Here is a 24456-nt window from a genome sequence, read left to right on the forward strand (position 1 = left end):
CAAGCTTAGACCCAGCGGGACGTTGCCCATGCTTTTGTGGTGAACCTCTCAGTCGCATCCGGGAGGCTGCTCCGTATCCTGCAGAAGACGGGCCTGTGGATAACTTCTGCAGGGAAAGCCGACTTCGGGTAGACCTTTGACATGGACACTCTGGACACCGGCGCTTCGCTGCCTCCCGTCATGTCAGGCTACACACCCGAACGGATCCTTGGACGGGGTGGATCGGCATCAGTCTGGCTGGCCACCAGGGATGCAGACGGCGCCCGGTTTGCCATCAAGATGGTGAAGAACGCCGAGGCTCCTGATGGTTTGACGAACCCGCAGGGCGCCGCCCACCCCATCCTTCGCGAGGCAAACATACTCGCCCTTGCCAGGCACGAGCACCTGCTTCGCTTTCACGACGTGGTGCCTGCCGAGATGGAGGGCCAAAACGCCTGGGGTCTGGTGATGGAATATGCCGCGGGGGGTTCGCTCGCGAACCTGGTCCGGGGGCGTCGTAGTTTGACTGTTGGCGAAGCCGTCACCGTGCTGACGCCCTTGGCCCGGGCTTTGGCGTTCCTGCATGGCCAGGGGATCGTTCACGGCGACATCTCCCCGGGAAATGTCCTGTTCACGGCCCATGGGAAGCCCCTGGTTGCCGACCTTGGAATGGCCGGTCTGCTGGGCGAGCTGCAGGTAGCCAAAGACGTGGGCACACCCGGTTTCATCGACGGCGATTCAGCGCCCTCTGCAGGCGATGCCGGGCGGAAAGCCGAAGAGGATGCGGGCCTTGACTTTGCAGGTGATGTCTTCGCACTTGCGGCGTTGGGGTGGTATTGCCTCGCGGGCGTTGCCCCGGAGCCCGCCAGGAGCCGTCCGCCGCTTTCCCTTCTGGTTCCCGACGTACCCAAAGGAGTGGTGGGCGCCTTGGAAGCCGGCCTGGACCCGGACCCACATGCCCGGCCGAACGCAAAGGAGTTCGGTTCGGCCATTTACCGCAGTGCTGCACCGGAACCTGTGGACCTGGTTGGTTCGGTGCACGAATCCGTCATACCGGAGCTGCTGACGAGGCGTCCAGACAGTGCCCACTCGACCAAACGACGCACCTTTCGGCGGTTCTTCAACGTTCCGCCCACGTCATGGTCTAAACGCACTCCCACAAGCAGCGCCACCCGTCGCACGAAGGCCCGGTTGATGTTCAGCAGACTGTTGCCGCTGCCGTCCTCCCGTCCCGCAACGCCGTACCGGAAGGCGCGGGGACCGGGTGCACGCCGGGCCAACCGGTCGCCGTCGAACGTTGAATCGTCCCGATCCAACTACCGGTCCGGAAGACGGCGCCGAACGAGGACCCCCGCGCGATCCACCGCGCTGGTTTTGGGTGGTTGCCTGGTGGGCCTGCTGGCGTGGATCGCCTGGACCGGCACTGGATATCCGTCACAGCCTGGGGAGCCCACCCGGTCTGCGGTGCCACAGTTGGATGATCGCCGCGGGAGCCGGACAGACATCCTCCCAGCCACGGCCCAGGCACTTGGCTCCAGCGATCCGGCAGTGGCCGTTCCAGCCCTTTCCGCGGTCCGTGACCAGGCCTTGGCCGAGGGCCGCCGGGAGTTGCTTGGGCTGGTGAATGCACCAGGATCACCCGCCGAAGAAGCTGATCTGGCCCTTGCAAGGCAGTTGGAACCACAGGGGATCCGTTTCGTCGGCCTGAGAACAGTCCTGACCGGCGCGGCCGTGGATACTTCGCAGGCAGACCACGCCGTGGTCTCGCTGGCAGCGGTCTTGTCCGGTTACGAGGAACAGGATGCACAGGGGAAAGTCATCCGCTGGCAGCCCCCAGGGCAGCCGCAGCAACTGCGCCTGGTCCTTTCCAAGGTGGACGGCCAATGGCGGATTTCGGAGATTTTGGGGCCTGAGCCCGGATAAGCCCTTGGATCGCGTACTCAGCGTTTGGCTTCGGCTACCAGCCAGATCATGGCCTCGCTCAGGCTGGGGTGTTGCCATTGAAATCCCGCTCCGGCCAGCCTGCCCGGATCCATGGCCTGGTTTGCCAGGATCAGTTCATCGGCCAGGCCGCCCAGAACCAGGCGGAGTGCCGGTCCGGGCACCCGGAGCAGCGCCGGGCGCTGGAAGGCCCCTGCGAGGCGGGAAACGATGGTGTTCACGTCCGCCAACCCCGGTGCGCACACGTTGACCGGACCCTCGAGTTCGGCAGTGATGAGGAAAGCAAGCGCAGCAGCTTCATCTGCCAGAGTGATCCACGGCCAGTACTGGCGTCCGTTTCCGAAGGGCCCACCCAGTCCTGCCTTCAGCAGGGGCAGCAACGGCCCCAAAGCTCCGCCGGAAGGACTGAGGACGACTCCCGTGCGGGGTGTCACCACCCTGACGGAATCGGGCGCCTTCCGGGCTTCTGCCTCCCATTGCACGCACAAAGGTGCCAGGACGCCGGTGCCGGGAGCCGAGTCTTCCGTGAGTACTTGGTCCCTGGAGGCACCGTAGTAGCCGGAAGCCGATTGGCTGATGAAGGCCCGGGGAGGACGGCCCACCCGAGCCATGGCCGCTGCGAGGGTCCGTGTCGGCAGGATCCGGGAGTCATGGAGCGCCTTGATCCGGCCGGGGGTCCAAGGCCGGTCCCCGATGCCTGCACCGGAGAGGTTGACTACCGCATCCACTCCGTCCAACACCGACTCATCGAGGATTCCGGCCGACGGATCCCACGAATGTTCCCCGGGGGCGCGGGCTGGACGGCGCACCAGCGTGACCACGTCGTGGCCGTTCGCCAGGAGCAGCGTGGCGAGGGCGGTTCCAATCATTCCGGACGCTCCGGACATCACGATTCGCATGACCCATCTCACCATGCGGCGCCGCCGCCCGGAAACACCGTCCAAAGGGCAAAGGCCAGCCCAACCATCTGGCTATGATCGAACAATGACCTCCTCCAGCTACCTCCGTTTCCCGCATGTCCACGGTGACCTTGTTACTTTCGTGGCTGAAGACGACATCTGGATCGCCCCCGTGACGGGCGGCCGCGCCTGGCGGGTTTCGTCCCAGCAATTGCCGGCCCGGAATCCCCGCTTCACGCCAGACGGGAAGCGGCTCGTTTGGACGGCCGTCGTGGGAACCTCACCCGAAGTGGTGACAGCGGAGATCGACGGCGGTGGCTACAGGCAACTGAGCTACTTTGGCCACAGCACAACGAAGGTCCGGGGTTTCACTCCCGCAGGAAACATTGTGGTCACCAGCGCTTTCCAGCAGTCCGAAAGCCGGCACACGCATGCCTACAGCCTGCCGCTGGATGGTGGAGCCGCCGTCGCCTTGCCTTTTGGGCCGGTGGAAGCAGTGGCGTTCGGCTCTGAAATCGGCGACGAAAAGCCGGTGGTGCTGGCCAGTGTGCTGTCCCGGGAACCGGCGTGGTGGAAGAGGTACAGGGGCGGCACTGCCGGAAAGTTGTGGATCGACGCAGACGGAAACGGTGAGTACGAACGGTTGCTTCCGGCGGTTGAGGGCAACCTGACGGATCCGATGTGGATCCGGGGACGCATTGCTTTCCTGTCGGACCACGAGGGTTACGGAAACCTCTACTCGGTCCTGCCGGATGGTTCGGGTCTTCGGAGGCACACTGACCACGAGGACTTCTATGTGCGGCACGCGAGCACGGACGGTGAGCGGGTCATCTTCGAGTCCGCCGGCGAGCTGTGGCTCCTGCCGTCCCTGGATCCGGACGCCGTTGCCCGCAAGCTCGACATCACACTGGGCTCCGCCTCGCCTGCACGGCGTCCGGCACCCTTGAAGGTTGCCGCGCACCTCGGCGACGTCTTCCCAAACGAAGCGGGAACTGCCAGCGCCGTGGAGTCGCACGGTACTGTCCACTGGATCCGCCACAAGGACGGCCCGTCACGCGTGGTGGAAGCTGCTCCAGGGGTACGGGCCCGGTTGCCGAGGCCCTTGACCGACGGGAGGATTGCCTACGTGGCTGACCACGGTGGCGTGGAGGCCGTGTACATCAAGCGAATTGCCGCCCGGATGGTGCCCGCCGTGACGGCGCGGAATCCCCAGGCAGCGGAAGTGCCTGCTGAGGCAACCGTAGAATCGGATCCCCTGCCCAAGCCGGTTTCCGCCTCGAACATCGTGGGCCACGGGCATCAGCCGGCAGCCGCCGTTGCGCAGGCTCCCGTTGAGACCCATCCGGGTGAGCCTTCTCCTGACACGGCCTCCGGGGTTGAAGAGCCGGTGCCGGCACACGGGACTCCGGAGTCCGAGGCCGTCCGTGCGGACTTCCCTGCGCCTACGCGGGCCAGTGCTTTGGAAGCCAGCCCCGATGGCCGCTGGCTGGCCATTGGAACCTCATTTGGCGACGTCTTTGTGGCAGACACCGTTTCCGGCGCGCTGAAATCCCTGGTGAGCCTCGGGGAAGGCAGCGTGGAGCAGTTCACCTGGTCCGCAGATTCGCAGTGGCTTGCCTGGTCCGAACCCGTCACGTCCTTCGGTTCCCGCAGCAAGCTGCGGTTGGCCAGGCCCGCCGAAGACGGGACACAAGTCATCGACGCAACAGACGGCCGTTTCTGCGATGAATCACCGCGGTTCACCCCGGACGGGAAGTTCCTCGCGTTCCTTTCCAACAGAAGCTTCGACCCCGTCTACGACGGCCACTCCTTCGACCTGTCCTTCCCAAGTCCCATCAAGCCCTACCTGGTTGCCCTCGCTGCCGACACTCCATCGCCTTTCGGGCCCTCCGTTGACACCTTGGGTGATGACCCCGCTGCTGTCGGAAAGTCCGACGACGGCGGCACTCCCGTCACGCGCGTGGATGCGGAGAACCTGGCCCAGCGCGTCATCGCAGTCCCAGTGCCGCAGGGAAACTACTCCGAACTCACGGCGGCAGACGGCGCGCTTCTCTGGCTCGATACTGAGCTGTCCGGTGTGACCGGCGAAGGGAAAGGAACGCTGCAGGACAAAAAGGTTGCCCCGTCCTTGGTCCGTTACGACCTGGCCAAGCGCTCGCAGAGCACCCTGGTCAAGGCAGTGGACCGTTACCGCTTGTCCGCGGACCTCAAACGCGTTGTGTACGTCCTGGAGCAGCAGGTCACCTCGGTACCTTCCGATGCCAAGGTTGATGAGGAATCCGGGGAACTGGTCAAGGTGGAACTGAACCGGATCCGGGTAGTCCTGGACCCCGTTGCGGCGTGGGGGCAGGCCTTTGAGGAAGCGTGGAGGCTGCAGCGTGACTTCTTCTGGGCCTCCGACATGGCAGGGCAGGACTGGCAGTCGGTCTACAACCGTTACCGGCCCATCGTGGACCGCCTGGGATCACATGACGACCTGGTGGACCTGTTGTGGGAAATCCATGGCGAACTGGGTACGTCGCACGCCTACGTGCGGCCTGCCCCGGTCAACGAACCCGGAAGGAACGGCCAGGGCCGCTTGGGGGCCGAGTTCCAGTTGGGAGACGAAGGCTGGGAAATCTCTGCCATCCTCGCTGGCGAATCTTCCGATCCGCTCGCAACGTCCCCGTTGACGCGTCCCGGAGTGGACGCGAAGGTGGGCGACGTCCTGTTGGCGATTGACGGCGTCGAACTTTCCGCTGCGCTGACTCCAGCCATGCAGTTGGTGGGAGCGGCGGGCCGAACCGTGGAATTGACCCTGCTCAACGGCCACGGGCACGGAGAAGCCGCTGGAACCCAGCGCAGGGTTGCCGTTGTGCCCATCCGTGACGAGGAACGGCTGCGCTACCAGGACTGGGTCCGTGGGAACCGCCGCACTGTCCGCGAAGCATCCGGAGGGACGTTCGGATATCTCCATATTCCGGACATGATGGCCAACGGCTGGGCTCAACTCCACCGGGACCTGGACACGGAAACGGCCTTGGACGGGTTGATCGTGGATGTTCGGCGCAACCGCGGTGGCCACACGTCCCAACTGGTGGCGGAGCTCATTGGCCGAAAAGTCACCGGGTGGAGCATGCCCCGCGGCGAGAAGCCCAGGACGTACCCGCACCACGCCCCGCGTGGACCGGTGGTGATCCTGGCCGATGAGTTCGCCGGATCGGATGGGGATATCATCACGCAGGTCTCCAAGCTCAGGGGCATCGGCCCGGTGATCGGGACCAGGACCTGGGGTGGCGTGGTGGGTATCGACAACCGTTTCGCCTTGGCAGACGGCACCGGGGTGACGCAACCCCGCTATGCCACGTGGTTCGGCGGCGGCATTGGCTGGGACGTCGAAAACCGTGGCGTGGATCCGGACATCGAAGTGCTGTTCCCGCCGCACGCCTACGCCGCCGGCACGGATCCCCAGCTGGAGTACGGCATCGGGGCGCTCAAGGAAATGATCCAGGAGCTCCCAACGGACCGGCCTCCGCTCCGGGAAGGTTACCGCAGCGTTCGTCCAGGACCCTTGCCTTCACGGCCACAGGCAACCTGAATGCGCGTCTGCAGGCAACCGTCGCAGTAGGGCGCAGAAAGGCCCCGCACCACAGCTGGAAACCAGTGGTGGTGCGGGGCCTTTCCGGTAATGCGCAGTGACTACGCCTGGAGCGTTGCATCCAGGGTGATGTCGATGCTGGCGAGGGCGCCCGACACGGGGCAACCGGTCTTGGCTTCTTCGGAGATCCGGCGGAAGTCCTCCTCCGAGATTCCAGGGATCTTTGCGCTGAGAGTCAAGTGGCTGCCGGTGATGCCGGTGCCGGGAACGAACGTCACGTCAGCCTTGGTGTTGACTTCCTCCGGTGTGAAGCCGGCCCCTGCCAGGGCGTGGCTGAAGGCCATGGAGAAGCATGCGGAGTGGGCGGCAGCGATCAGTTCCTCGGGGCTGGTCTTGCCGCCGGACTGCTCGGTACGGGCCTTCCACGTGACATCGAACGTGCCGAGGCCCGAGCTGTCCAGCGTCGTGTTGCCGGAACCCTCGATCAGGTTGCCGTTCCAAACCGTGTGTGCGGTGCGTACTGCTGCCATTTCCACTCCTTGGGGTAGTTGCGTATCGGCGGCCGGCGCCGGCCGGCTGCCACCGTGTCAATCCTAGGGACTCGCTGACGGCCGCGCACGGCCATTCCGCTGTTAGTGGATTGTGACACCAGGACTGATCCTCCGAACCACGAAAAACCGCCCTGCGTCAGACGCAGGGCGGTTTTTCAATGGAGCATGGGAGTGGATTCAGTTCCAGAGCGTGGCGATGGCAATGTTGACCAACGCCAAACCGCCTACGCCGTGTGCAAGGCCCGTGGAAACGGCTTCGCCCTTCTTGACCTTGCGGGATCCGATCACGGCAAGAACGGCCACGGCCACACCGATGGCGAACTTGATGCCGAGCTTGAAGTAGTTGGGGTCTGCGTCGGGCATCAGGGGAAGAACACCCATCATGGCGATGCCCGTGAGCAGCTGCAGGAAGGCGCCGTCACGCTGGCGCGGGTGCACCGTGGGTTCCTTGATGGTGGCGATCCAGTAGCCCACAATCATGGCTGCGCCGACGATGTGCAAGAACACCAGGATGCTGAAGAGAATACTCATGGACACAGCTTATCCAGTTGTTTCTACGTGTCGTAGCAAAGGCGCGCACTCAAAACGAAAGGCGGGGAAGGATTCCGCAATTTCCGGAATCCTTCCCCGCCTTTGTCAGCAGAGGTCGCCTGAAGGACCTAGAGACCCAGGTCCGCTTCGAAGGCGCCCTCTTCAAGGCGGGCCTTGAGCGTCTGCAGGAAGCGTCCGGCGTCCGCGCCGTCCACCAAACGGTGATCGTACGTCAGCGACAGGTACATCATGGAGCGGATCGCGATGGAATCGTCGCCGTTTTCGTCTGCAACAACCACGGCGCGCTTGACGATCGCGCCGGTGCCCAGGATGCCCACCTGCGGCTGGTTGATGATCGGGGTGTCGAACAGGGCGCCGACGGACCCAATGTTGGTGATGCTGAATGTACCGCCGGACAGCTCGTCCGGGCCGATCTTGCCGTCACGGGTGCGGCCAGCCACATCGGCAATCTTGCCCGCAAGGCCGGCAAGGTTGAGGTTGCCGGCGTCGGAGATGACCGGAACCAGCAGGCCCTTGTCGGTATCCACGGCAATCGCCAGGTGTTCGGCGTTGTGGTAGGTGATTTCCTGCTGGGACTCGTCGTAGGCAGCGTTCAGCTTGGGGTGCTGCTTGAGTGCCTCGGCAACAGCTTTGGCGATGAACGGCAGGAAGGTCAGCTTGACGCCGTTCTGGGCCTGGAAATTGTTCTTGGCCTTGAGGCGGAGCTTCGCGATCTTGGTCATGTCCACTTCGTGCACCTGCGTGAGCTGCGTGGAGACCTCAAGGGATTCGCGCATGCGGCGGGCGATGACCTGACGGATACGCGGCGCTTTTTCCGTGGTTCCACGGAGCGAGGAAGCAACCACGGGTGCGGCTGCCTTGGCGGCAGGAGCAGCTGCCGGGGCCGGAGCTGCGGCGGCCTTCTTGGCCTCGGCCGCGGCAAGGACGTCCTGCTTGCGGATGCGGCCGCCAACACCGGTGCCCGATACGGCGGAGATGTCCACGCCGTGCTGGTTGGCGAGTTTGCGGACCAGGGGAGTGACGTAACCCGACTCGGAGGAGCCCGTGGTCTCTGCGGGTGCCGCGGCCGGGGCAGCGGGAGCCGGTGCAGCGGCGGGCGCTGCAGGAGCGGGCGCTGCAGGAGCGGACGCTGCAGGAGCGGACGGGGCGGCGGGTGCCGGTGCTTCCGCGGCGGGCGCTGCAGGAGCGGACGGTACCGGCGCTTCCGCAGTGGGTGCTGCCGGTGCCGGAGCTGCAGCAGGAGCAGCTGCGCCGGAACCAATTACTGCAAGGACGGACCCAACTTCGGCGGTTTCGTCTTCGCTGACCCGGATTTCCTGCAGGGTTCCGGCCACCGGGGAAGGGATCTCGGTGTCAACCTTGTCCGTGGAGACTTCGAGCAGCGGCTCATCAACCTCGACGGTGTCGCCGACAGCCTTGAGCCAACGGGTCACGGTACCTTCGGTAACGCTCTCGCCAAGCGCGGGCAGGGTTACTTCGTGGCCTTCGCCGCCGGAAGCGGCGGGAGCCTCGGCAGTCGGTGCCTCAGCAGCAGGTGCTTCCTGTGCCGGTGCAGCCTGCTCGGCGGGAGCCTCGGCAGCCGGAGCGGGTGCTTCTTCGGCGGCCGGAGCGGCAGAGCCGGAACCATCGCCGATGCGAACCAGGGGAGCGCCAACCTCAGCGGTCTCGTCTTCGGCGACGAGGATTTCTTCGATGACGCCTGCGATCGGAGAAGGGATTTCGGTGTCTACTTTGTCGGTGGAAACCTCGAGCAACGGCTCGTCGATCTCTACCCGGTCACCAACCTGCTTGAGCCAGCGGGTGACGGTTCCTTCGGTGACACTCTCACCGAGGGCGGGCAAGTTAACGGATTCAGACATGTCGTCCCCGTTCTCCTTATTGATCTTTTTGTGCGGATGAATTCTGCTGGTCCGGGAGGGTGCACGCTGCAGATTCTGCCGCGTGCACCCGGCCCGTTTGTCTTGGGTAAAGACTTAGCCGTGGAGCGGCTTGCCCGCGAGGGCGAGGTGGGCTTCGCCCAGGGCTTCGTTCTGCGTGGGGTGGGCGTGGACCAACTGGGCCACGTCTTCCGGGTAGGCTTCCCAGTTCACGATCAGCTGGGCTTCGCCAATCTGCTCACCAATGCGCGAGCCGATCATGTGGATGCCAACCACCGGGCCATCCTTCTGGCGGACGAGCTTGACGATGCCGCCCGTGCCGAGGATGGAGCTCTTGCCGTTGCCGGCCAGGTTGTACTCCTGGGTCTGCACCTGGTCTTCGCCGAACTTTTCCTTGGCGAGCTTCTCGGTGTAGCCCACGGTTGCGATTTCCGGCTCGCAGTAGGTGACCTTGGGGATGTTGATGTCCTCGACAATCGCGGGGTTCAGGCCCGCGATTTCCTCGGCAACGAAGATGCCCTGCTGGTAGCCGCGGTGGGCGAGCTGCACGCCGGGGACAATGTCGCCGACGGCGTAGATGTTGCCGACGCCGGTGTGGAGGCGCTCGTTGGTGATGACGAAGCCACGGTCGATGGTGAGGCCTGCTTCTTCGTAGCCAAGGTTGGCGGTGACGGGGCCACGGCCAACAGCGACCAGAAGGAGGTCTGCTTCGAACGTCTGTCCGTCAACCAGCGTGACCTTGACGCCGTTCTCGTCCTGCTCAACGCCCTGGAAGAAGATGCCGGTGCTGAACTTGATGCCGCGCTTCTTGAAGGCACGCTCAAGGTTCTTGACGATCGAGGCGTCTTCGTTGGGAACCAGGGAGGGGAGGCCTTCGATGATGGTGACGTCCACGCCGAAGGACTTCCACACGGAAGCGAATTCGACGCCGATGACGCCGCCGCCGAGCACGATCGCGCTCTTGGGGATGTAGTCCATGGTGAGGGCCTGGTCCGAGGTGATGACCTTGCCGCCGATTTCCAGTCCGGGAAGTGAGCGCGAGTAGGAGCCCGTGGCTAGGACAATGTTCTTGCCGGTGTAGGCCGTACCGTTCACCACGACGGTGTTGTTGCCCTGGAGCTTGCCTTCACCTTCGATGACGGTGATGCCCTTGGACTTGATGAGTCCCTGGAGTCCCTTGAACTTACCGGCGATGATGCCGTCCTTGTAGGCGTTCACGGCGGACATGTCGATGCTGTCCAGGGTCACGTTCACGCCGTACTTGGCGGAATCGCGTGCATGGTCGGCCAGTTCGGCCGAGTGCAGGAGTGCCTTGGTGGGGATACAGCCATTGTGGAGGCAGGTTCCGCCGAGCTTTGCCTTTTCCACAAGGCCAACGGTGAACCCAAGCTGTACGGCCCGCAGCGCCGTGGCGTAGCCGCCGCTGCCGCCACCGAGTACCAGGATGTCGAATTCTTGCGCAGTTGCCTGATCGGCCACTTAAACGCTCCCTCGCGTGAATGATGACACGGGACTGCGTGTCATCGGGTCTTTGGAACTTGTTCTGCCGTGATTATGCCAGCACGTAAGTTCTCTTGCATTTGTGACTATCGAGTTCACCTTAGCGAACCACCTACCCATGCTCCACCCTCTGCGGGCGTTTGTGGAGCGCTTGTGTCGAGACTCACGTTCACTTGTGACACAGCCCTACACGCCGCATAATTCCGCGGCAGGGCGGGCTTCCGGACGTGGTCCGGGAAGGCCCGCCCGTGCCTCGGTGGAGGGCAGGAACGCCTAGGCGGAAGTCGTCAGGAGGTCTTCCGCGTAGGCCACCAGGGTGCGGACAGTGCAGCCGGTTCCCTGCTTGGGTGTGTAGCCGTAGGGGCTGCCGTTGTTGAAGGACGGTCCGGCGATGTCCACGTGGGCCCACGGGATTTGTTCACCGTTGCCGTTCTTTCCGACGAACTCGCGCAGGAAGACGGCTGCGGTCATCATGCCGCCGTTGCGTTCGCCGATGTTCGCGATGTCCGCAACCTGCGAATCCAGGCTGGGACGCAGCTCCTCGGGGAGGGGCATGGGCCACACCAGTTCGCCGGCACGGTCTGCTGCGGACTTGAGGGCGGCGGTCACGGAGTCCGAGCCCATCACGCCCGCGGTCCGCAGGCCCAGGGCGATCAATTGGGCGCCTGTCAACGTAGCGACGTCGATGATGGCATCCGGGGCCTCCAGGCTGGCGGCGACAAGGCCGTCGGCCATGACCAGGCGGCCCTCGGCGTCGGTGTTGAGGACCTCGACGGTCTTGCCGCCGTAGACCGTGAGGACATCGGCGGGCCGCTGCGCTGCGCCGGAAGGCATGTTCTCCGCGATGCAAAGCCAGGCAGTTGCCTTAATGGGCAGCCCGAGAGAGGCGATGGCCAGGACAGTGTTAAGAACGACGGCGGCACCGGCCATGTCGCTCTTCATGTCGCCCATGCCGAGGGCCGGCTTGATCGAGATGCCACCGGTGTCGAAAGTAATGCCCTTGCCCACCAGCGCGATCTTCTTGGTGGCCTTGGCCGGGGCGTACTCCACCTTGACCAGGCGGGGCTGGCGGGTAGAGCCCTTGCCGACGCCGAGGATACCGCCGAAGCCTTCCTTTTCCAGGCGCTTTTCGTCCCACACGGTGACCTTGACAGGCAGGCCTTTGGCAAGGTCCTTGGCGGAGTCGGCGAACGATTCAGGGAAGAGATGGCTCGGGGGTTGGTTGACCAGGGTGCGCGTAGCGTTAACGGCGCGGGCCAGGACGGTGGCACGGTCCAGGACGGGCTGTGCTTCCTTTGCGGCGACCTCCGTGTAGAGGAGGACTTTGCTGACGGGTGCCTTCAAGCCGTCCTGGCTAGAGCGGTGCTCGGTGTACGAGTAGGAACCAAGGGCGGCACCTTCGGCCACGGCTGCGACTTCGGCCACTGTGGATGCCGGGAACGCGAGCGTTACCGTGGACAGGCCGGCGAGTTGGCGGACAGCCGAACCCGCAGCGCGACGCAGCGCCTCTTCGGTGAGGCGGCCGCCGTCGGACGTCTTTCCTGCGCCGGCGAGGACGAGGATTTCCGAGCCGGTTTCCGGAAGCCCCGGCAGGCGGTGCACCTGGTCGGCCGCGCCCGTGATGCCCAGGACTTTCAGGGATCCGGTGATGGACTCGGCGGCTTTGGCGCTGAGGGGATTGGACAGCAGCACCGGGCCGTCGGCGCCTTGCGCCACGCCCACCACGAGGGCGTCGCTGGGGGACTTTTTCAGATCCTTGGCGATCACGCCGAGGAGGATGTCAGTAGTCTTGACCACGAGGATGTGTCCTCACTTCTCTCTGCATTGCATGGCAGGGCTGCATGTTTGGCGCCCTGCTCCGGTACGCGCCCGGCGTCTTGTTGCGACGGCGGCCTTGGTCTTCGGGACCAGCGTAGTGAAAGGGCGCCGGCCCATTTCGATCGTAGTCTCTCGCAGGCTGCGGAGAGCAATTAAATGAGACTTGCGGCACACCGGGTGGCAGGAATGCCCACTCGACGTGCTGCGTTGTATCTACAACGGACCTTCAAGACCGGTCCTTGCCCTGCACGGATTCCACGCGAATCCATGCGTTGGCCGGGCCCCGAACTTTGCCACTGTGAAAGGAACATGCCGTGTTTGAACGGATATCCGGCTCCCTCCTGGACCCCGAGGCGCTCTACGCGAGCAACATCGAGATTTTCCACAGCCCCGAATTGCGTGGACTGAACATGGTGATGGGCTTTACCGGTTTCGCGGACGCCGGACATGTGGTCCGGCAGATCAATGCGGAACTGCTTGACCAGCTTGACGCCGAAGTGGTGGCGATGTTCGACGCCGACCAGTTGATCGACTACCGCTCCCGGCGGCCCCACATCACCTTCGTAGAGGACCACCTGCAGGATTACCAGCCGCCGCGCCTGGGACTGTACAAGCTGACCGACGGACTCGGACAGCCCTTCCTCCTGCTGGCAGGGTTCGAGCCTGACCTGCAGTGGGAGCGCTTCTCCAGGGCCGTTGTGGGCATTGTGGAAAAGCTCGACGTGAACCTCGTGACCTGGATCCACTCGATTCCGATGCCTGTTCCCCACACGCGGCCCGTGGGCGTTACGGTCCATGGCAACCGTCCCGAACTCATCGAGGGCATTTCCAGCTGGAAACCAACGGTGGAGGTTCCTGCCGCGATCGGACACATCCTTGAGCTGCGGCTCACCGAAGCCGAACGCAACGTTGCAGGCTACGTCATCCATGTCCCACACTACTTGTCCGAAGCGGAGTACCCGCAAGCGGCCGTTGCTGGCTTGGAGTACCTGGGAGCGGCAACGTCGCTGATGCTGCCCACCGACCGGTTGCGCGAATCCGGCCGGGAGGTGAGCCGGCAAATTGCGGAACAGATCGAATCGTCGGAGGAAGTGCAGGCCGTGGTTTCGAATTTGGAAGCCCGGTACGACGAGAAGTCCGAGGGCGTAGTGCGACGTTCCCTCCTGGCGGACGAGAATGATGAACTTCCCAATGCGGAGGATCTCGGTGCTGCGGTGGAGGCCTACCTCGCCCGTAAGGACGCGCCTCAATAAATCAGCTTTGATCTGATGACAGGCATAATTAAGGAGTGAATTCTCCCCGCGCCTGGCTCATCTGGACAATTGGCGTGTTCGCCTACCTCGTGGCTGTGGCGCAGCGCACCTCCTTCGGCGTTGCCGGGCTGGAAGCCACCGAGCGGTTCCACGCCAGCGCCGCCGCGGTATCCTTCTTCACCGTCCTGCAATTGTTGGTCTACGCGGGTTTGCAGATTCCCGTGGGTGTCCTGGTGGACCGGTTCGGTTCCCGGGTGATGGTTGCCGGTGGCGCGGTCCTGATGGGCTTGGGGCAATTGCAGTTGGCCTTCGCGGACAGCGTTCCCGGTGGAGTCCTGGGCAGGGTGTTGGTTGGCGCGGGAGACGCCATGACCTTTATTTCGGTTATCCGGCTGGTGCCCTTGTGGTTCGCTCCGGCACGCGTTCCGTTGGTGACGCAGCTGACCGGCATGTGCGGTCAATTGGGCCAGTTGTTCAGCGTGGTGCCGTTCGCGCTGCTGTTGCATTCCGCGGGGTGGACCCCGGCCTTCCTGTCACTGGCGGCACTGTCCGTGCTCGCCGTCGTCCTTGTCCTTGTCTTGTTGAGGGATGCTCCTCCGGGCCACCCGCCCAGGGACACCTCCCAGGGGCTCAGGGCCACGGGAGTTTCCTTGTCGCGGGCATGGAAGCAGCCCGGGACGAGGCTTGGGCTGTGGAGCCACTTCACAGTCCAGTTCAGCGGAAACCTGTTTGCCATGACCTGGGGCTACCCCTTCCTTCTTTCGGCCCAGGGGCTGGACGCAACCACGGTTTCTGCGCTGATGGCGTTGTTTGTAGCCACGGCCATTGTTTCGGGACCGGGCGTGGGGCGGTTCGTCTCCAAGCACCCCATGAGGCGTTCGGCGATGGTCCTTCTGATAACCCTGGCCACTGCGCTGGTGTGGGCGGCGGTCCTCGTGCTGCCCGAGAGGGCGCCGCTCTGGCTGCTCGTAGTCCTCGTGGTGGTGTTGGCCGTCGGAGGTCCCGGCTCGATGATCGGCTTCGACTTTGCCAGGACCTTCAATCCCTCGCACAGAATCGGGACCGCAACGGGAATCGTCAACGTCGGAGGATTTATCGCGGCGCTCGTGGCGATCTACCTCATCGGCCTGGTGCTGGACGTCCTGAATGCCAGTGGCTTTTCCAACGGTGTCTTGTACGGACTGGCCCCGTTCCGGATCGCTTTGAGCATCCAGTTCGTGCTCCTCGCGCTGGGCACGGTGTTGATCCTCTTGACCCGGCGCAAGGTGCGCCGCCAGATGGCGGCGCACGGCATCCATGTTGCCCCGTTGGTGGCAACGCTGGCCAAGCAACGCCGTGAGCGGATTGAGCGGCGGCGTACAGCGCGCCAGGCTTCCACCCACCCTGGCGATACCTAGCAGCCAGCTTCACTGGTCTTCCCCAAGAGCCCTTTTCCACATACGCCAAGAGGCGGCTGTGCGGTCCACTCCGCGCTGGCCAAGCTTGAAGCATGACCAGCAACGAGACCCTCAACATCTACCGGCCCGAAGACGTCCTGGGCTACATTCCGCATTTGCTCGGCTACTGGCCACAGGACAGCCTGGTAGCCATCACCATGCAGGAGAAGACTTTCGGAGCTACCCTTCGGGTGGACCTTCCCACGTCAAACTCGCCGCGCGTCCGGGCAGCCTTTGCGGAGTACGTACGGAACCACCTCCTCGCCGACGAACATGCGGATGGTGTGGTCCTTGCCCTGTATGACAGTGCCGGTTGGGACGACGGCTCGGTGGTGTGCCACGCCATGCCGGTGTTGGTGGCCTTGCAGCAGGCTCTCGAGACTGTGGGGCTTTGCGTCCGGGAAGCGTGGCTGGTGGGAGACGACTATTGGCGCAGTGCTTTCTGTACAGACGCGGACTGCTGTCCGGTCCCGGGCCTGCCAGTAGACCAGATCCGGAACAGCCGGATCAACGCCGAGATGGTTTACCGCGGAAGCAGCGTGGGCTCGTCGCCGCAGAGCCGGGTGGACCCGCCCAGGCTCGCGCTGCCAGGGAAAGCACCTGAGGGCGTGCTTGAGGCGGAGCTGAAATTCGAGGGCCAGTTCACTGGTGCATGGCGCAGCCGGCTGTGCCTGGATGCCGTCATGGATGCCTGGCTCCAGATCCTGGACAGACCGTGGGCGCGTGGCGAATCAAGCCTGGACGGTGCGGGGGAGGTGCAGGGGTTCGAGGGGCCGGCCGCCGACGAAGTGGTGGGCTTCCTGCGGGCGAGCCTTGCCGTACCACCGTGGCGGGACGCCATCATGGTCATGGCGGCGGCCGGGGTGCGATCTGCGAAGGCCGGGGCGGAGGCCTTCAGCATCTTCGACGACGATGTCTCACCGTCGCTGCCCTTTGATCCACGCGAACTTGGTTTGCGGGCAGGCCATGATCCGTGCGGTTGGCCCGGAACAGCTTTCGGCACGGGCGGAAGAGGCAGGGTGGCCGGAGAGTCAGAAGTGCCACAGCCGTCCCTGGATTCGGGCCATGGGGGGCTCTTCTCCTACGGAGAGGTGCTCCTGGGTGTGCAACCCGGCATTCCCGATTGGCCGCTCCTCGACGCCCTGCAGCGGGTGTTGTCCTTCCTGAGCTTCGACGAAGAAGAGAGCGAGGCCGCGGCGGCTGCACTGACCCTCCAAGGATGGATCGCCTGGTGCAAGGGGAGTGGTTCGTTCGCCCATGCCTGCCTGGACCGCGCCCTGGCCGCCCAGCCCGGATACAGGCTGGCCGAACTCCTCGACGAGATCCTGGGCCAAGGCACGGTCAGCGGATGGGCCCGGCGTCCTGACTCGGCGTGGGGCACCTACGTTGCGGGCAGGAAATAGGCCCGAGACCGGCCCGCTACGCGTGGGATTCGCAAAATCGTGAGACAATGGATGCCGAGACCCGGTTGGGTCCGCGTTTGAATGCCCGGGTGGCCCCCATATTGGGGAACATTTCGGCGGCGTCGGCAGTTGTACCTAGAGACCCTGCGGACGGCGATTGCATTTGAAAATAATCGCGGACTTGACAGGGTCATAGTGGTGTTGCCCACATGGTGATTCCACAGACCGCCGCTAGAAAGGTTTTCTGTGACCCCGTCTTCCGTCGAGAAGGAACCCGCCGCCCAGGCCGAACTGTCCGCTGAGGAAAAGAAGGCGGCTTCGGCAAAGAGCGCGGCGACTCGTGCTGCCAACAAGGCTTCAGAGGGAAACCCTGACAAGCCTGCACCCAAGAAGCGTGGACCCAAGCCCGGTGCCAAGGCCGCGGCCGAGGCTGCCAACAAGTCTTCAGACGCCGAAGACGACTCTGACGATGTGGAAGTCGAGGACGAAGAATTCGATCCCTCGGCAGCTGAGGAAGTGGAAGTCGGCGACGACGAGGCTGAAGAGGAGGGTGCTCCTGCCAGCAAGGACAAGCCTGCCCCCACTGGTTCCGGCTTTGTCTATTCCGATGCTGATGACGACGACGCCCCCGTCCAGCAGGTCATGTCCGCCGGGGCAACCGCAGACCCCGTCAAGGACTACCTGAAGCAGATCGGCAAGGTAGCACTGCTGAACGCAGAGCAGGAAGTCGACCTCGCGCTCAGGATCGAAGCCGGCCTCTTTGCCGAAGAGAAGATTGCTGCCGATGACGGATCCATGGACCCCAAGCTCAAGCGCGAGCTGGAGTTCGTTATCCACGACGGCAAGCGCGCCAAGAACCACCTGCTTGAGGCGAACCTGCGTCTCGTCGTGTCCTTGGCCAAGCGCTACACCGGCCGCGGCATGCTCTTCCTGGACTTGATCCAGGAAGGAAACCTGGGCCTTATCCGCGCCGTGGAGAAGTTCGACTACACCAAGGGCTTCAAGTTCTCCACGTACGCCACGTGGTGGATCCGACAAGCCATCACCCGCGCAATGGCCGACCAGGCGCGGACCATCCGTATCCCGGTCCACATGGTTGAAGTCATCAACAAGCTGGCCCGCGTGCAGCGCCAGATGCTGCAGGACCTCGGACGCGAACCCACGCCGGAAGAACTGGCTCTGGAACTGGACATGACCCCGGAGAAGGTTGTGGAAGTCCAGAAGTACGGCCGCGAGCCGATTTCCCTGCACACTCCGCTGGGTGAAGACGGCGACTCGGAGTTCGGTGACCTGATCGAGGACTCGGAGGCCGTTGTTCCGGCGGACGCCGTGAGCTTCACGCTTCTCCAGGAGCAGCTGCATTCCGTACTGGACACGCTCTCCGAGCGTGAAGCCGGTGTTGTGGCCATGCGATTCGGCTTGACTGATGGCCAGCCGAAGACTTTAGACGAAATCGGCAAGGTCTACGGAGTTACGCGTGAACGTATCCGCCAGATCGAATCCAAGACCATGTCCAAGCTGCGGCACCCGTCCCGCTCGCAGGTCTTGCGGGACTACCTGGACTAAGAACCGCTGGAAGTGAACAACAGCCCTGCCGGACATCCGGCAGGGCTGCTGTTGTTAAGCCCCGGGGCGGCGAGGCGCACCCATCTGACTGGCACTTGTGGTTGTTCCCAGCGCTGGGAACAACCACAAGTGCCAGCTACTTGGGGCATCCATGCCCTCCACGATCGATCCCCAGGCTGGGGACACTGTCGTCCAGGGCAGGCCAGTTAACAAGAACAGGGTCCCTCCCTGGTGGGAGAGACCCTGCTGCGGTGTGTTGTCCTTGCTAGTCGACCGGAACGGGTGCCTTCTCGTTGAGGCGTTCGGTCTCATCGTGCCAGTCGGAGGTCAGGGGCCGGAGCGTGGCCTCAACTGCGCGGGCGTGGTGGCCGCAGAAAAGCAGCTCACCGCCGGAGGACTCGAGTACAACGCGGACATATGCTTGAGCCCCGCAACGATCGCATCGGTCAGCTGCGTTAAGCGTGCGGTCTGCAACTGCTGTTGTCATGTCGGCCTCCTTAGTAGTTCTGTACATCCATATAACCAGTATTCGAAGCAGAACCATGGCAAGGATGGATCACTTTCGCTGTCCGCGTATCACATGTGCGTAACGTAACGGGACCGCCGTGCCGCTTACGGGAGTGGCAAACGGTTCCCGGCGGCGCCGGCGGCTACCCTAGTATGGGCAGAGTTTGCCTTGATTTTGGCGGATACAAACACTGCTGGAAACACCCTGAGATATACCCCGAAGGAGCACACCGCGAGTGGCACCGAGTTCTGAATACAACGCCCGGCATCTTTCTGTCCTTGAGGGCCTTGAAGCTGTCCGCAAGCGCCCGGGCATGTACATCGGTTCCACGGACTCCCGTGGCCTCATGCACTGCCTCTGGGAAATCATCGACAACGCGGTGGATGAGGCGCTTGCAGGATTCGGCCACGACATCAAGGTCATCCTGCACGCGGACAACTCGGTGGAAATCCATGACGATGGCCGTGGCATCCCGGTTGACGTGGAACCCAAGACGGGCCTGACCGGCGTCGAGGTGGTCTTCACCAAGCTGCACGCGGGCGGTAAGTTCGGCGGCGGGTCCTACACTGCATCGGGTGGCCTGCACGGTGTCGGCGCTTCTGTGGTCAACGCTTTGTCAAGCCGATTGGACGTCCAGGTGGACCGCGGCAGCAAGACCTACCAGATGTCCTTCCGTCGGGGCGAGCCGGGGCGTTTCCAGGATTCGGGCGCGAAGAGCGGCCCAGAGTCGGCGTTTGAGCCGTTCGTGGAGGGCTCGGTGCTTGACGTCGTCGGCAAGGCCAAGCGGGGAGTCACCGGAACCCGCGTCCGCTACTGGGCGGACCGGCAGATCTTCACGCCTGATGCCCGGTTCTCCTATGAGGACCTGGTTGCCCGCGCCCGCCAAACCTCGTTCCTTGTACCGGGACTGAAAATCACCGTCCGCGACGAACGCAAACTGCCAGGCACCCCCGGTGAGGCCGGCGTGCATGAGGAAGTCTTCCACCACGATGGCGGAATTTCCGAGTTCGTCGATTTCCTTGCCGCCGACTCCGGCGTGACGGATGTCTGGCGCCTCCACGGATCCGGAAAGTTCAAGGAGACCGTTCCCGTGCTTGACGAGAACGGCCACAGCAAGATCGCCGAAGTGGAGCGTGATTGCGAAGTGGACATTGCGCTGCGCTGGGGCATCGGCTACGACACCACCATGCGCAGTTTCGTCAACATCATCGCAACTCCCAAGGGCGGAACCCATCAGGCAGGGTTTGAGGCGGCACTGCTCAAGACGTTCCGCAAAGCGGTGGAGGCCAACGCACGCAAGCTCAAGGCCGGCAACGACAAAATCGAGAAGGACGATGTCCTGGCCGGGTTGACGGCAGTCCTGACGGTGCGACTGGCCGAACCGCAGTTTGAGGGGCAGACCAAGGAGATCCTGGGGACCTCGGCCGTGCGGGCCATCGTGGCCAGGGTAGTGGAACAGGAAATCTCAGCGAAGCTGGCGTCTGCCAACCGCAATGACAAGGCACAATCCTCGCTGCTCCTCGAAAAGATCGTCAGCGAGATGAAGTCGCGCATTTCAGCACGCGTGCACAAGGAAACCCAGCGCCGGAAGAATGCGCTGGAAACGTCCTCGATGCCTACCAAACTTGCCGATTGCAGGACTGACGATGTTGCGCGTTCGGAGTTGTTCATTGTGGAAGGTGATTCCGCCCTGGGCACCGCCAAGCTGGCGCGTTCCTCCGATTTCCAAGCCTTGCTGCCCATCCGCGGCAAGATCCTCAATGTCCAGAAAGCCTCGGTGGGGGACATGCTCTCCAATGCCGAATGTGCAGCCCTGATCCAGGTTGTCGGCGCAGGATCCGGCCGCAGTTTTGATATCGATGCTGCCCGCTACGGCAAAGTCATCCTCATGACCGACGCGGATGTTGACGGCGCGCACATCCGGACGCTGCTGCTGACGCTGTTCTTCCGGTACATGCGTCCGATGGTCGAGGCGGGGAGGGTCTTCGCCGCCGTGCCTCCGCTGCACCGGGTTGAAGTCATCAACCCCGGCCAGAAGGCGAACGAGATGATCTACACCTACTCGGAGGCCGAGCTCCACGTGCTCCTGTCCAACCTCGCCAAGGAAGGAAAGCGCTACAAGGAACCGATCCAGCGCTACAAGGGCCTTGGCGAGATGGATGCCCAGCAGTTGGCCGAAACCACCATGGACCCGAGGCACCGCACGCTGCGTAAGGTGGGCATCGACAGTGCGCAGCGTGCCGAGGAAGTCTTTGACCTGCTGATGGGATCCGACGTGGCACCGCGCAAGGAGTTCATCATCGCCGGTGCCGCGACGCTGGATCGGGAGCGCATCGACGCTTAGCGTTGCGCGGTACGAACGGCGTCGTCGGCTGCTTTTGCCGACGGCGCGGCCAGGGACGCTGCCGCTGCGACGGCGGCAAGCGCACCGAGTCCCCACGGCAGGCCGGCAGCGACGGCGACGCCGCCCACCAGAAGGGGACCTCCGGCGTCGCCAAGTTCCCGGCCGAGTTCGGCCGAGCCCATGGTGCGGCCCAGCCGCTCGGGCGGTGTGGAGTCCGCAAGGTGCGCGAAGGCCAGCGGCGTCGCGACGCCGATGCCCGCCCCGATCATCAACGCAGAGGCGTAAATGGCGGCCGGGCCGGGAAGCAGCGCTGCCGTTAGCGTGCCGGCTGCGATGGCCAGGAGGCCGGACACCATGCCGGGCCGGTCGTGCAGGATTCCGCGGTCCCGGAGCCTTCCGATCCGCGGTTGGATGAGCGCGGAGGCTATGGCCAGGACGGTGACGACGGCGACGCTCCCCGCAGTGCCGAGTCCCTCCCTGGCTGCCAGCGCGGGAAGGAAGCCGACGGCCGCTCCCAATGCCCCGGTGCCGGCGGCCAGGACGATCGTTGGGCCAAGAAAAGACCGTTGCGTGCTTTTGCCGCCAGACGTCCAGGATCGTGTATCGGGGCCTGGGGAGCGGCTGGAGGCGTGGTACGGCCACGGCAACCCAGGCTGCGGTCAGCAAGCCCACCATGGCCAAAACCCCGAACAGCAAGCTGAAGCCACCCGTGATGATGGCGAGGGCGCCCAGCAGTGGGCCGATGGCATACCCCAAGCCCTTCCAGGAGCCATAGCGGCCAAAGTAGTGTCCGGTCCTGGTGCCTGCCAGGCGCGCAACGCTGGCCGAGGATGCAGGCGAGAATGCCGAGGCGGCCATTCCCTGCCCCAGCCTCGCAGCTGCGAGCATGAGCGGCTGTTCGGCCCACAGCCCGATAAGGGAGGCGCCGGCGAAGGCTACGAGGCCCCCGACGATGACCGGCTTGGGTCCGATCCGGTCGCTGAGTGAGCCAAAGACCGGCTTGAGAAAAACTTCGGCGACGTCGTAGAGGGCGAGCAGGACGCCCAAACCCAGCAGGTTGAGGCCGATGTCGGCGCTTTCGGCGCCCAATCCGGCTGCCACCGCGTGGGCGCCGAAGGCTGTGGTGAAACCGGCAGCGTAGAGCGGCCATCGATGGCTGATGTGGAAAACGGGGGATTCGGCGTTCACAGCAGTCAATGTAACAGGTGATACATTCGATGATGTGATTGAGAAGGACATTGCATGGATCCTGCTTTTGGTGCAGGTTCCGGCCCAGCCCTCGCGGCACCGGGTGGCCGTGTGGAGGGAGCTGCGGAAGACCGGGGCAGTGCCGCTGTCACCGGGAACCTGGGTGCTGCCCGCCCATCCCGCGTTCGAGGAAGGACTCGGCCGGGTCCAGCAGCTCGTTGACAAGGGATCAGGGACGTGGACAGTTGTGGATGCTGTTCCGCGAGGAGACGGAGGTTCCGCCTTCCGCGACGCGTTCGTGGCGGCGCGGGCCGATGAATGGGCTGAGTTTGCGGCCGACTGCGGCAAATTCGAGCAGGAGATCGCCAAGGAGATCTCGCGCAAGAAGTTCACGCTCGCAGAACTCGAGGAAGAGGAGCAGAGCCTGGAGCGACTGCGTCGATGGTTCCGGGAGCTGAAGTCACGGGATGTCTTGCGATTGCCGCAGGCCTCGGAGGCCGCCGACCGCCTGGCACAGTGCTCCGCCGACTTGGATGGCTTTGCCGAACTGGTCTATGAGGCTACCCTGACGTAGCTGTTCCCAAGGGGCAGGAAGCCCGGGGTCAGCCGAGCAATCCTGGAACAATCAGCAGCGCGGTTGGGACCGCGAGCAACAGTGCCGAAGTCACCAGAACCAGCGTTCGCAGCCCCTTGGCGAGTGGTGGTTGAGGCGAGAGCAGGCGGCTGACGCGTGACGCCGTCGTGCGTGGGGAGTCAGCTCCGCCGGTGGCGCTGACGGATCCACCCTCGATGATTCCGCTGCCTCCCGCCAGCGAGCCTGCTGAAAGGGTGCCAGGCGACGGGGAGCCGCTGGAGACTATCGCGATTGCCTTGATGAGCGTGCCCTTGCTTTCGGTCCGCAGGGCGACGTCGTCGGCGAGCATTTCGATCAGCGAATTGACCGCAGTCTGCGCCAGCCTGGTGGTGGGAAACCACGGCAAAGCCTGACGCCAGGCGGCAAAGGCCCAGAGGAGGAGGTCGTGCCGTTGGGAGAGGTGGGCGTTTTCGTGGATGAGGACCGCCCGGAGTTCTGCCGGTTCGAGGGCCGCCATGAGGCCATCCGAGAGGACCGTCACCGACCGGGCACCGCCCGGGAGGCAATAAGCCACGGGGGAGTCGTGGTTGATGACTACAGTCCCGGGGCCATCGGCGGAGGGGGAAGCGAGCAAGGCGAGCAATTCACGGTGCCGGCGCCGCTGCCGTTCGATCTTGTAATAGGTCAGTAACAGCGTGAAGACCAAGTGGGCCGTCAGCAGGGCGGCTGCCGAGAGCGCAAAGAGGTGCCAGAACCCCAACGCGGTGGTTGGTGCGTTGTTGAAGACCATGCCCGCCAGGCCCTTCAGCCCCGCGATCAGGGTGTCGCCTATGGGCTCCAGCCCGTAGACCAGCATGGCGCCGATCATCGACAGGCCACCGGCAAGGGCTATCGCCTGCCAGAGCACCATGGCGGTGAACGGGGAGCGCGCCGGCCACTGTGCCCGGGAGAGAAGGACAGGCACAGGCCATGCGAGAATCAATGCCAGGACCGCCAGGAGATACGAGGTCCAGAACATAGTGGCTAATTGTAGCCGAGCAATTTGCGCAGTGTCGCGGCTTCACTTTCTGAAACGGAGCCAATGAAGCGGGCCAGGACGGCTTCGCGATCGGGTGCCGAACCGAGGACCTCGTGCATGAGTTCGGCCGTGTGGTCCGCCCGGCTGGAAACAGCCTGGTAGCGGTGCGGGCGCGTGCCGCGTTCGCGCTCCACGAGGCCCTTCTTTTCCAGGCGGGACAGCACGGTCAGAACCGTGGTCACGGCAAGGTCCTTGCCCTGGTGTCCGGCGGAGCCATCCCCCGCTTCGGAGTCCTGGGCCAGCAAGTCACGCAGCGTGTTGGCGGTTGCGGCTTCTTGTCCCGCCCAGAGCAGATCCATCACTGCCCGTTCCAGTTCCCCAAGACTCGCCATCTATACGTCCCTACCTTCCGCGCCCCGCCATCCTTCTGGCAGGCCGCGACGATCCAACATTCCACGATAAATCTACCGCT

At 64.1% G+C, this 24456-nt stretch carries 17 protein-coding genes and 1 pseudogene; 8 read left to right on the forward strand and 10 right to left on the reverse strand.

All coding sequences use genetic code 11. The annotated features are described in order from the left end of the window. The first annotated feature begins 141 nt into the window (after positions 1 to 141). Positions 142 to 1902: a serine/threonine-protein kinase gene (locus tag ACIPV6_RS15145; RefSeq protein ID WP_400271659.1), complete on the forward strand. Its 1761-nt coding sequence runs from the start codon at positions 142 to 144 to the stop codon at positions 1900 to 1902. A gap of 17 nt (positions 1903 to 1919) precedes the next feature. Here ACIPV6_RS15145 and ACIPV6_RS15150 read toward each other — a convergent pair whose 3' ends face one another. Then, positions 1920 to 2819 carry a TIGR01777 family oxidoreductase gene (locus ACIPV6_RS15150; RefSeq protein ID WP_400271660.1) on the reverse strand — a complete coding sequence of 300 codons (900 nt, stop codon included), beginning with the start codon at positions 2817 to 2819 and terminating at the stop codon, positions 1920 to 1922. An 85-nt stretch (positions 2820 to 2904) separates the two neighbouring features. Here ACIPV6_RS15150 and ACIPV6_RS15155 point away from each other — a divergent pair, with 85 nt between their 5' ends. Further along, positions 2905 to 6396: a S41 family peptidase gene (locus ACIPV6_RS15155; RefSeq protein WP_400271661.1), complete on the forward strand. Its 3492-nt coding sequence runs from the start codon at positions 2905 to 2907 to the stop codon at positions 6394 to 6396. Positions 6397 to 6497: 101 nt separating this feature from the next. Here the strand turns inward: ACIPV6_RS15155 and ACIPV6_RS15160 are convergent, their stop codons facing one another. The 5 genes from ACIPV6_RS15160 to ACIPV6_RS15180 form a co-directional block, all read right to left on the reverse strand. Continuing rightward, positions 6498 to 6926 carry an OsmC family protein gene (locus ACIPV6_RS15160; protein WP_397322841.1) on the reverse strand — a complete coding sequence of 143 codons (429 nt, stop codon included), beginning with the start codon at positions 6924 to 6926 and terminating at the stop codon, positions 6498 to 6500. 198 nt (positions 6927 to 7124) lie between these two features. After that, positions 7125 to 7478, reverse strand: a complete 354-nt coding sequence (locus tag ACIPV6_RS15165; RefSeq protein ID WP_397322838.1) for a hypothetical protein — start codon at positions 7476 to 7478, stop codon at positions 7125 to 7127. A 128-nt stretch (positions 7479 to 7606) separates the two neighbouring features. After that, a complete protein-coding gene (gene sucB, locus ACIPV6_RS15170; RefSeq protein ID WP_400271662.1) occupies positions 7607 to 9358 on the reverse strand; it encodes a 2-oxoglutarate dehydrogenase, E2 component, dihydrolipoamide succinyltransferase in 1752 nt (583 codons plus the stop codon). 114 nt (positions 9359 to 9472) lie between these two features. Continuing rightward, on the reverse strand, positions 9473 to 10855 hold the full coding sequence (gene lpdA / locus ACIPV6_RS15175; protein WP_400271663.1) for a dihydrolipoyl dehydrogenase: 1383 nt from the start codon (positions 10853 to 10855) through the stop codon (positions 9473 to 9475). Positions 10856 to 11149: 294 nt separating this feature from the next. Then, a complete protein-coding gene (locus tag ACIPV6_RS15180) occupies positions 11150 to 12673 on the reverse strand; it encodes a leucyl aminopeptidase (RefSeq protein WP_400271664.1) in 1524 nt (507 codons plus the stop codon). A gap of 335 nt (positions 12674 to 13008) precedes the next feature. Here ACIPV6_RS15180 and ACIPV6_RS15185 point away from each other — a divergent pair, with 335 nt between their 5' ends. The 4 genes from ACIPV6_RS15185 to ACIPV6_RS15200 all read left to right on the forward strand — a co-directional run bounded on the left by ACIPV6_RS15185 (position 13009) and on the right by ACIPV6_RS15200 (position 18352). Then, the gene (locus tag ACIPV6_RS15185; protein WP_400271665.1) at positions 13009 to 13947 is read left to right on the forward strand and encodes a proteasome assembly chaperone family protein; all 939 of its coding nucleotides are present in this window, start codon (positions 13009 to 13011) and stop codon (positions 13945 to 13947) included. A 35-nt stretch (positions 13948 to 13982) separates the two neighbouring features. Then, positions 13983 to 15344, forward strand: a complete 1362-nt coding sequence (locus tag ACIPV6_RS15190; protein WP_400271666.1) for a nitrate/nitrite transporter — start codon at positions 13983 to 13985, stop codon at positions 15342 to 15344. A gap of 92 nt (positions 15345 to 15436) precedes the next feature. After that, positions 15437 to 16786 (forward strand): DUF4192 domain-containing protein, encoded by a 1350-nt coding sequence (locus ACIPV6_RS15195; protein ID WP_400271667.1) that lies wholly within the window; start codon positions 15437 to 15439, stop codon positions 16784 to 16786. A gap of 246 nt (positions 16787 to 17032) precedes the next feature. Continuing rightward, positions 17033 to 18352: an RNA polymerase sigma factor gene (locus ACIPV6_RS15200; protein WP_400271668.1), complete on the forward strand. Its 1320-nt coding sequence runs from the start codon at positions 17033 to 17035 to the stop codon at positions 18350 to 18352. A 265-nt stretch (positions 18353 to 18617) separates the two neighbouring features. Here ACIPV6_RS15200 and ACIPV6_RS15205 read toward each other — a convergent pair whose 3' ends face one another. Continuing rightward, complete coding sequence (locus ACIPV6_RS15205) at positions 18618 to 18839, reverse strand: hypothetical protein (RefSeq protein ID WP_021473125.1); 222 nt, start codon at positions 18837 to 18839, stop codon at positions 18618 to 18620. Between the two features lie 256 nt (positions 18840 to 19095). On the opposite strand from ACIPV6_RS15205, the gene ACIPV6_RS15210 reads away from it, so the two are divergent. Beyond that, positions 19096 to 21204 (forward strand): type IIA DNA topoisomerase subunit B, encoded by a 2109-nt coding sequence (locus tag ACIPV6_RS15210; RefSeq protein ID WP_400271669.1) that lies wholly within the window; start codon positions 19096 to 19098, stop codon positions 21202 to 21204. Here ACIPV6_RS15210 and ACIPV6_RS15215 read toward each other — a convergent pair. Beyond that, positions 21201 to 22392, reverse strand: a pseudogene (locus ACIPV6_RS15215) (MFS transporter). The gene ACIPV6_RS15210 and the pseudogene ACIPV6_RS15215 overlap by 4 nt on opposite strands. 34 nt (positions 22393 to 22426) lie before the next feature. On the opposite strand from ACIPV6_RS15215, the gene ACIPV6_RS15220 reads away from it, so the two are divergent. Continuing rightward, a complete protein-coding gene (locus ACIPV6_RS15220; protein ID WP_400271670.1) occupies positions 22427 to 22966 on the forward strand; it encodes a Chromate resistance protein ChrB in 540 nt (179 codons plus the stop codon). A gap of 28 nt (positions 22967 to 22994) precedes the next feature. On the opposite strand, the gene ACIPV6_RS15225 is transcribed toward ACIPV6_RS15220, so the two are convergent. Continuing rightward, positions 22995 to 23984 (reverse strand): M56 family metallopeptidase, encoded by a 990-nt coding sequence (locus tag ACIPV6_RS15225; protein WP_400271671.1) that lies wholly within the window; start codon positions 23982 to 23984, stop codon positions 22995 to 22997. A 5-nt stretch (positions 23985 to 23989) separates the two neighbouring features. Beyond that, entirely contained in the window at positions 23990 to 24376 is a 387-nt protein-coding gene (locus ACIPV6_RS15230) for a BlaI/MecI/CopY family transcriptional regulator (RefSeq protein WP_397322825.1), read from the reverse strand. Positions 24377 to 24456 lie beyond the last annotated feature (80 nt).

Origin of the sequence: Paenarthrobacter sp. NPDC089988, assembly GCF_044748465.1 — a bacterium.
GTDB lineage: Bacteria > Actinomycetota > Actinomycetes > Actinomycetales > Micrococcaceae > Arthrobacter.

Bases quoted from the DNA above. Each gene is read 5' to 3' on its own strand.
- ACIPV6_RS15150 (WP_400271660.1), bottom strand. From the start codon at position 2,819: ATGCGAATCGTGATGTCCGGAGCGTCCGGAATGATTGGAACCGCCCTC.
- ACIPV6_RS15160 (WP_397322841.1), bottom strand. From the start codon at position 6,926: ATGGCAGCAGTACGCACCGCACACACGGTTTGGAACGGCAACCTGATC.
- ACIPV6_RS15145 (WP_400271659.1), top strand. From the start codon at position 142: ATGGACACTCTGGACACCGGCGCTTCGCTGCCTCCCGTCATGTCAGGC.
- ACIPV6_RS15155 (WP_400271661.1), top strand. From the start codon at position 2,905: ATGACCTCCTCCAGCTACCTCCGTTTCCCGCATGTCCACGGTGACCTT.
- ACIPV6_RS15195 (WP_400271667.1), top strand. From the start codon at position 15,437: ATGACCAGCAACGAGACCCTCAACATCTACCGGCCCGAAGACGTCCTG.
- ACIPV6_RS15205 (WP_021473125.1), bottom strand. From the start codon at position 18,839: ATGACAACAGCAGTTGCAGACCGCACGCTTAACGCAGCTGACCGATGC.
- ACIPV6_RS15230 (WP_397322825.1), bottom strand. From the start codon at position 24,376: ATGGCGAGTCTTGGGGAACTGGAACGGGCAGTGATGGATCTGCTCTGG.
- sucB (WP_400271662.1), bottom strand. From the start codon at position 9,358: ATGTCTGAATCCGTTAACTTGCCCGCCCTCGGTGAGAGTGTCACCGAA.
- ACIPV6_RS15165 (WP_397322838.1), bottom strand. From the start codon at position 7,478: ATGAGTATTCTCTTCAGCATCCTGGTGTTCTTGCACATCGTCGGCGCA.
- ACIPV6_RS15225 (WP_400271671.1), bottom strand. From the start codon at position 23,984: ATGTTCTGGACCTCGTATCTCCTGGCGGTCCTGGCATTGATTCTCGCA.